The sequence below is a fragment of the Nocardia lasii genome (genome assembly GCF_042658545.1).
Taxonomy (GTDB): domain Bacteria; phylum Actinomycetota; class Actinomycetes; order Mycobacteriales; family Mycobacteriaceae; genus Nocardia; species Nocardia lasii.
This window is the reverse complement of record NZ_JBHSQN010000011.1, coordinates 23124-30110: the sequence shown is the minus strand read 5'-3', so window position 1 is coordinate 30110 and position 6987 is coordinate 23124. Positions and strand designations below refer to the sequence as shown.

Here is a 6987-nt window from a genome sequence, read left to right as displayed (position 1 = left end):
TCCCGACCCGGAACGCGCCGCGCGGGCGCTGGCCAGGGTGCAGCGGTACGCGCGGTGGCGCGGGCGACCGATCTCGCCGGTGGTGCGACCGCGCGGCATCGACACAGAGACCGCGGCGGGGCTGGTCCAAGGGTGGCTGGACGAGTCGGGCGGGCGCTGGCTCACCGACGAGGAGACGGCGCGACTGCTCGCCTGCTACGGCATCGACGTGGTCGACTTCCGGGCGGTGCGCGACGCCGACCAGGCGGTCGCGGCGGCCGAGGAACTCGGCTATCCGGTGGCGGCCAAGGCGACGGGCGAACTGTGGCGGCGACGGCCGGACCTGATCGGGGTGCGCCTTGACCTGTGGGGCCCTGACGCGGTCCGCCAGGCCTACACCGACCTGGTGGCCATCTGCGGTGATCCGCTGCTGCACGTGCAGCGGATGGCGACCAAGGGGGTCGGCTGCGTCCTGCGCGTCACCGACGATCCGTCGTTCGGGTCGGTGATCCAGTTCGGCCTGTCCGGCATGATCATCGACCTACTGGGTGATCGCGCCTACCGGGCCCTCCCGCTGACCGAGGAGGAGGCGACCGCGCTCATCGAGGCACCCCGCGCGGCACCGCTGCTCTCCGACGGCCTGGGTGGCAAGGGTGTCGACAAAGCGGCCCTGGTCGAGCTGGCCCAACGCATTTCGGCCCTCTTCGACGACATCCCCCAGATGCGCGAACTGTCCTGCGACCCCGTCCTGGCCGCCGCGTCCTCGGCCGAGATCATCTACGCCCGCGCCCGCATCGGCCCCGAACCCAGCCGCTTCGACACCGGCCCCCGCCGCCTGGCCTGAACGGGGTGTTACGGCGGCGTCGACGGGTACGCGGCGTCCGGCGCGCGACCCGGGCTGAGCGGGTGCTCGACCGGGTCTGGGAGTGCGCGGCACCGGGTTCGCGACCCTGTGCTGAGCGGGTGCTCGGCTGAGTCGGGCAGTGCGCGGCACCGGTATGACCTGGTCGATCGGCTTGAGTACGCGGCACCGGCCGACCGGAACGGGCCCCGGACGGACGAACAACGCCGACCGGCTCGCGACCCCGGAGGGGAGGGGCGCGCGGTCGCCGGTCGGCGTTTCGGCAGACGACCCCGCTGGGGCCGTCGAGTCAGGAACAGATCAGCTGGCGTAGGCGCGGAGTCGGTCGGCGCGGTCGCCCTTGCGCAGCTTGGACATGACCTCGCGCTCGATCTGGCGGACCCGCTCGCGCGAGAGCCCGAACAGCTTGCCGATCTGGTCGAGGGTGCGCGGCTGGCCGTCGTCGAGACCGAAACGCAGGCGGATGACCTGCTGCTCGCGCTCGTCGAGGGTGGCCAGGACGCTGCGCACATCGTGGTGCAGCAGACCGGCGATCACGGCGTTCTCCGCGGAGGTGGCCTCGGAGTCCTCGATGAAGTCGCCCAGCGGGGCTTCCTCGTCGTTGCCGACCGGCATGTCCAGGCTGACCGGGTCGCGGCTGTGATCGAGCAGGTCGGCGATCTTCTCCACCGGGATGCCCGACTCGTTGGCGAGTTCGGCGTCGGTGGCCTCGCGACCCAGCTGCTGGTGCAGCTCACGCTTGATCCTGGCCAGCTTGTTCACCTGTTCGACCAGGTGGACGGGCAGCCGGATGGTGCGGCTCTGATCGGCCATGCCGCGGGTGATGGCCTGGCGGATCCACCAGGTGGCGTAGGTGGAGAACTTGAAGCCCTTGGCGTAGTCGAACTTCTCCATCGCGCGGATGAGTCCGAGGTTGCCCTCCTGGATCAGGTCCAGCAGCGGCATGCCGCGCCCGGTGTAGCGCTTGGCCAGCGACACGACCAGGCGCAGGTTGGCCTCCAGCAGGTGCGAGCGAGCGGCGGAACCCTCGCGGACCAGGATCAGCAGGTCACGCTTGCGCGCCGGCGATAACCGCTTACCGGTATCGAGCAGGTGCTGGGCGTACAGGCCCGCCTCGATGCGCTTGGCCAGTTCGACCTCGTCGGCCGCCGTGAGCAGGGCCGTCCGTCCGATACCATTGAGGTACACGCGTACCAGGTCGGCTGCGGGGCTCTGGGCGTCGATATCGGCCTCGCTGGGGCGCAAACGAGTGGTGGCGGGGCTTGTCATGACTTGCCTCCTGTCGGTGGTGTCTTACTCCGATCAACGGACCCGACATAGAGAAAGTTCCCGATCCCGTGGGCGATAAACCGCTCTGAGCTGCCGATTTCCACCGCAACGGCTGAGAAGTTCCTGAGAAGAGCGCCGTGTCGGAACTCGCCCGCGCGCCGCGCCCACTCAGACGGGCCGCACCAATCCGTGCCGCACCAGTCCGGCGACCACGCCGAGCGCCTGGGCGGCGAACTCATCGGTGACGTGATCGGCGCCGTCGGCGAGGGCGAGTAGTTCGATCAGTTCGTACAACGGCAGCCCATCGGCCCGCATTCCCGCCACCAGCGCCACCGTGGACTCGTCGACCTCGTGCTGCCAGCGCGGACCGTCGCCGCGATGCAGCCGGGCCACCTGTTCGGTCCACCCGTACTCGCCGGGCAGCGATATCCGTTCCAACGCCGTGGCCGGACTCGGCGCGAAACGCGATGTCCAGGCGAGGTTTTCGTCGAGGGCCACCGCGCGCAACCAGGCCGAGCGCGCGAAGTAACCGGCCACCTCGGTGCCGAGCGGGTCGTCGAAGCCGTGGGTGAGGTCCTCGGCGAGCAGTTCGGTGGGGCCCTCGATCGCGCGCAGGTAGACGAACCCGAAGCCCACACCCTCGACATCGGCGGCGTCGAAGGCGTCGAGCCAGCGCGCGGCCTGCTGCTGCGCGGCCGGATCGCGCGGGTCCAGGCCCGCGTCGCGCAGCCAGGTGCCCACGTAGAGACCGGGATCGGCGACATCGCGCTGCACGACCCAGGCGTCGACACCGTGGGCGGGCAACCAGCTCGACACCCGCTGACGCCAGTCCTGGCCTTCCACGTGCACCCACGCGGCGAGCATGGCCGCGGTGCCGCCGGGGGCGAGCAGGCTCGGCGCGGTGCCGACGACGAGTTCGCTGGCGCCGTCGAGCGCCAGGCCGGAGTCGCGGTAGGTGTGTTCGATGCGCGCCGGTCCCACCACGAACGGCGGATTGGCCACGATCTGGTCGAAGCGGCGGCCCGCCACCGGCTCGAACCAGGACCCCTCGAGCAGTTCGATGTCGAGTTCGTTGAGCGCGGCGGTGGCACTCGCCAGCCACAGCGCCCGCGCGTTGACGTCGGTCGCGGTGACCCGACCCGCGTATCCGGCCGCGTGCACCGCCTGTACCCCGCAGCCGGTGCCCAGGTCGAGCACGGTGCCCACCGGTTCGGTCGGGGTGGCCCGCAGCAGCGACAGCGACGCGTGGCCGACCCCGAGCACGTGATCCTCGGTCAGGGTGCGCCGCCGCATCGAATCGTCGAGATCGGACAGGATCCAGCGGGTTCCGGCACCCACATCGAGCGGTCGCAGATCCAGCGCGGCACGCACCTCGTCCCCGTCGCGACCGAGCAGGCCCGCCGCGACCGCGTCATCGACCCGCACCGGCGCCAACGCGCCCGCGACCTCGCGCTCGGGCAGCGCGTCGCCGAGCAGCAACAACCGCACCAGCGTGCCCAGCTCACCCGCCGCCCGCGCGGCCCGGCGCACCGGCACCGGCTCCGAACGGCTCAGCGCCGCATGCACATCCGGCCCCAGCGCCTCGACCAGCGTGTCGGCGTCATAGCCGACCCGGATCAGCGCCCGGCGTAGATCCGGGCACAGCGCGGTGAGCAGGGACTCGGTCATCGTGGGGTTGGTAGGCACCCGCCTACTGTGCCAGGACCTCGAGTGCCCCAACCCACCAGTCGGCCTCGCGTGTCCGGCCCGAGAGTCCACGCCCTGCGGTCGCAACGCGGCGGTGCCCGTGCGTGCCCCACGACGCTGAGCCGTGCGAACAGGACGCGGCTGTGCCCGAGCGGACATGGCGTCGCTGTGCCGTGCGAACAGGACGCGGCTGTGCCCGAGCGGACATGGCGTCGCTGTGCCGTGCGAACAGGACGCGGCTGTGCCCGAGCGGACATGGCGTCGCTGTGCCCGAGCACGAGACGGGGCTGTAGGCCCGCGCGTGCAAGACGCGGTCTTGCCCGCGCGTGCAAGACGAGGCCGCGCTCCTGCGGTCGCAACAGCGCCGTGCGTGTCCGCCCCGGGGTCCCGGCGCGCGAGCTCGGTGCGCTAGTGGGTCAGCCGATGTAGGGGTCTCGGGAGGTGACGCAGTAGAGGGCGCCGCTGGGGTCGCGCAGGACGATCCAGCGGCCCGCGTCGGTGACGCGGGTGGCGCCGAGGGACTCGTGCCAGGCGGCGGTGGCGGCCAGGTTCGAGGAGGCCAGGTCGGGGTGGGCGCTCGCCGGGTGCGGGTCGTCGAGGCGTTGGAGCAGGAAGTGCAGGGGCTGGTCGGGGCCGCGCAGGCGGGTGAACTCGGGGCGGCTGCCCGCGTAGTGGGTCCAGCCGGTGAGTGTGCGCCAGAACGCGGTGTCGGTGCCGATGTCGGCGGGGGACAGGTCGAGGCAGATCTGATCGAGGCGGGTCACGGTGCCGTCGGGCGCGGTGGTCACGGTCACCGGGGGCGGGACCTGGTCGTGCGGCGCCGGGGCGACCTCGGTGAAGCAGAAGGTCTGTCCGGCGGGCGTTTTCATGACGGTGTAGCCGTCGGCCTCGGTGATCACGCGCGCGCCGAGCTCGGTCGCGGTGGTGACGGCGGCGGGGATGTCGTCGACATCGAGGTCGAGGTGGATGCCGCCGCCTGCGCCGACCCGCTGCAGCTTCACCCACGCCGAGCCCTCGGCGGGCAGCAGGGTGACGAATTCGCCGTGCCCGCCGCGCGGTTCGGACACCGTGGACCCGGTCACCGTCGACCAGAAGCGCACACAGTCGTCGAAATGCTCGGCGGGACGGTCCAGAAATGCCCAGGTCCAGCGAATCATGCTGCTCCCCTTCCGATTCGAGAACACGGTGACGCCCGCGGCCCGGCGCGGATCGTTTCCCTGTCGAACGGTAGGCTCCGCGCGCCGCCCTGTCGACACCCGAGCTGCTGGCAGGATTTTGACGAAACATGTCACACCGGCCACTCGCTGGCCCGGCGCCGTTCCGGCAAGCTGACGCGGTGACCGATCTGCGTGAGCCCTTATCGCCCCAGGGCGACGATTCCACCCCTGCGGCGGCGGTCACCGACCACCGGTCCCGGCTGCACCCCGCCTGGATCGTGGCGGGCGTGGGTTTCGTCGCGCTGCTCGGCGCGGCCGCGTTCCGCTCGGTCCCCAGCGTGCTGATCGAACCGCTGCACACCGAATTCGGGTGGTCCCACGCCACGATCTCGGCCGCCGTCTCGCTGAACATGCTGCTCTACGGCCTGATCTCACCGTTCGCCGCCGCGCTCATGGACCGCTTCGGCATCCGCCGGGTGGTGTGTTCGGCGCTGGTGCTGATCGCCGCGGGCAGCGGCCTGACGGTGTTCATGACCCAGGCCTGGCAGCTGGTCGCCACCTGGGGGCTGCTGGTGGGGGTCGGCGTCGGCTCGATGTCGATGCCGTTCGTGGCCACCATCACCGGCCGCTGGTTCGTGCGCAGCCGCGGCCTGGTCACCGGCGTGCTCACCGCCGCGGGCGCCACCGGGCAGCTGGTATTCCTGCCGCTGGTGTCGATGCTGGCCCACGAACACGGCTGGCGGTTGCCCGCGCTGATCGTCGCGGCCGTGGCGCTGTCGGTGGTGCCGCTGGTGTGGTTGTTCGTGCGCGACTACCCCAGCGACGTGGGCGCGCGGGCCTATGGCGCGCCCGCCGATTCGACGGTGGGCGTGCGGGTTCCGGTCGCCGGGGGCGCGAGTCGGGCGCTGACGGTTCTGGCCTCGGCCGCGCGCACCCGCGGATTCTGGCTGCTGGCAGGCGGTTTCGCGATCTGCGGCGCCTCGACCAACGGCCTTGTCGGCACGCACTTCGTCACCGCCGCCCACGATCACGGCATGCCGCCGACCACCGCGGCCGGGCTGCTCGCGCTGATCGGGGTCTTCGACGTGGCGGGCACGATCGCCTCGGGCTGGCTGTCGGACCGCGTCGACCCGCGCTACCTGCTGCTGGGCTACTACTCGCTGCGTGGGCTGTCGCTGCTGATCCTGCCCTCGCTGCTGGGCCCGCACACCGAGCCGAGCATGTGGGTGTTCATCGTGTTCTACGGCCTGGACTGGATCGCCACCGTGCCCCCGACCGTGCTGCTGTGCCGCGAACTGTTCGGCGCCGACGGACCCATCGCCTTCGGCTGGGTCTTCGCCGCCCACCAGGTCGGCGCCGCGATCGCCGCCACCGGCGCGGGCTTCATCCGCGACCTCAACGGCACCTACGACCTGGCCTGGTACGTGGCGGGCGGACTGTGCGCGATCGCGGCGATCATGTCGATGCTGATCCGCCGCCCGAAAATCGCGGTGTGATCGATCCGGCCGGAACCGCGGGTCGATCCGACCATTGGGCTGCCGCGAGCAGCTGAGCGCCGGCCGCGAGTCGGCTGGCCGCGAGTCGACAGCCCTACTCGAGCGTCTTGCGCTGACCCGACTCGATCGCGGCCTGACTCGAGTGACCATCCCAGCGGCTGGGCTCCTGCTTGGTGCGCGGCGGCCGGTCGTTGGCGATCAGCACCGCGATCCACGGCAGCGGCACCGACGCCGCGATGATCAGGATCGACAGCAGCGGGTTCTCGAACGCGCTGTAGGCGACCGCGGCCAGGATCAGGCACGGGATTCGGAACGCCATGATGAACGTGTAGCGCCGCACCCGGGCGCGATGCTGGTCCTCGAGCGAGGGCGCGGCCTCGGTGATGAGCACGGCGTGTTCGGCCGCGGCAGGACGGAAGAACCCGCGCGAGGGCTTGTGCTCGACGGGCATGGTCACGTCCGGCTCCGGCTTCGGTTCGTCGGCGCCTGGTACCTCGCCGTGGGACTGCATACCCCCGAGTCTTGCACTCGTCGTCGG

General features: G+C 71.4%; 6 protein-coding genes. 2 read left to right on the top strand and 4 right to left on the bottom strand.

Going from position 1 to position 6987, the window contains the following annotated elements; genetic code table 11:
- Positions 1-823: acetate--CoA ligase family protein (locus tag ACFP3H_RS16260; RefSeq protein WP_378606517.1), on the top strand; the 823-nt coding region annotated here is incomplete at its 5' end.
- Between the two features lie 318 nt (positions 824-1141).
- On the opposite strand, the gene ACFP3H_RS16255 is transcribed toward ACFP3H_RS16260, so the two are convergent.
- The 3 genes from ACFP3H_RS16255 to ACFP3H_RS16245 form a co-directional block, all read right to left on the bottom strand.
- Positions 1142-2110: a sigma-70 family RNA polymerase sigma factor gene (locus tag ACFP3H_RS16255; RefSeq protein ID WP_378606514.1), complete on the bottom strand. Its 969-nt coding sequence runs from the start codon at positions 2108-2110 to the stop codon at positions 1142-1144.
- Positions 2111-2278: 168 nt separating this feature from the next.
- The gene (locus ACFP3H_RS16250) at positions 2279-3778 is read right to left on the bottom strand and encodes a DUF7782 domain-containing protein (RefSeq protein ID WP_378606511.1); all 1500 of its coding nucleotides are present in this window, start codon (positions 3776-3778) and stop codon (positions 2279-2281) included.
- 434 nt (positions 3779-4212) lie between these two features.
- Positions 4213-4953, bottom strand: a complete 741-nt coding sequence (locus ACFP3H_RS16245; RefSeq protein ID WP_378606508.1) for a VOC family protein — start codon at positions 4951-4953, stop codon at positions 4213-4215.
- Positions 4954-5132: 179 nt separating this feature from the next.
- Here ACFP3H_RS16245 and ACFP3H_RS16240 point away from each other — a divergent pair, with 179 nt between their 5' ends.
- Positions 5133-6449, top strand: coding sequence for an MFS transporter (locus ACFP3H_RS16240; RefSeq protein WP_378606505.1), 1317 nt, complete (start codon positions 5133-5135; stop codon positions 6447-6449).
- 94 nt (positions 6450-6543) lie between these two features.
- Here ACFP3H_RS16240 and ACFP3H_RS16235 read toward each other — a convergent pair whose 3' ends face one another.
- Positions 6544-6900, bottom strand: a complete 357-nt coding sequence (locus tag ACFP3H_RS16235; RefSeq protein ID WP_378607409.1) for a DUF3099 domain-containing protein — start codon at positions 6898-6900, stop codon at positions 6544-6546.
- Positions 6901-6987: the final 87 nt, after the last annotated feature.

Excerpts from the sequence above, each read along its gene's own strand:
- ACFP3H_RS16235 (WP_378607409.1), bottom strand. The coding sequence starts at position 6,900 with ATGCCCGTCGAGCACAAGCCCTCGCGCGGGTTCTTCCGTCCTGCCGCG.
- ACFP3H_RS16255 (WP_378606514.1), bottom strand. The coding sequence starts at position 2,110 with ATGACAAGCCCCGCCACCACTCGTTTGCGCCCCAGCGAGGCCGATATC.
- ACFP3H_RS16250 (WP_378606511.1), bottom strand. The coding sequence starts at position 3,778 with ATGACCGAGTCCCTGCTCACCGCGCTGTGCCCGGATCTACGCCGGGCG.
- ACFP3H_RS16245 (WP_378606508.1), bottom strand. The coding sequence starts at position 4,953 with ATGATTCGCTGGACCTGGGCATTTCTGGACCGTCCCGCCGAGCATTTC.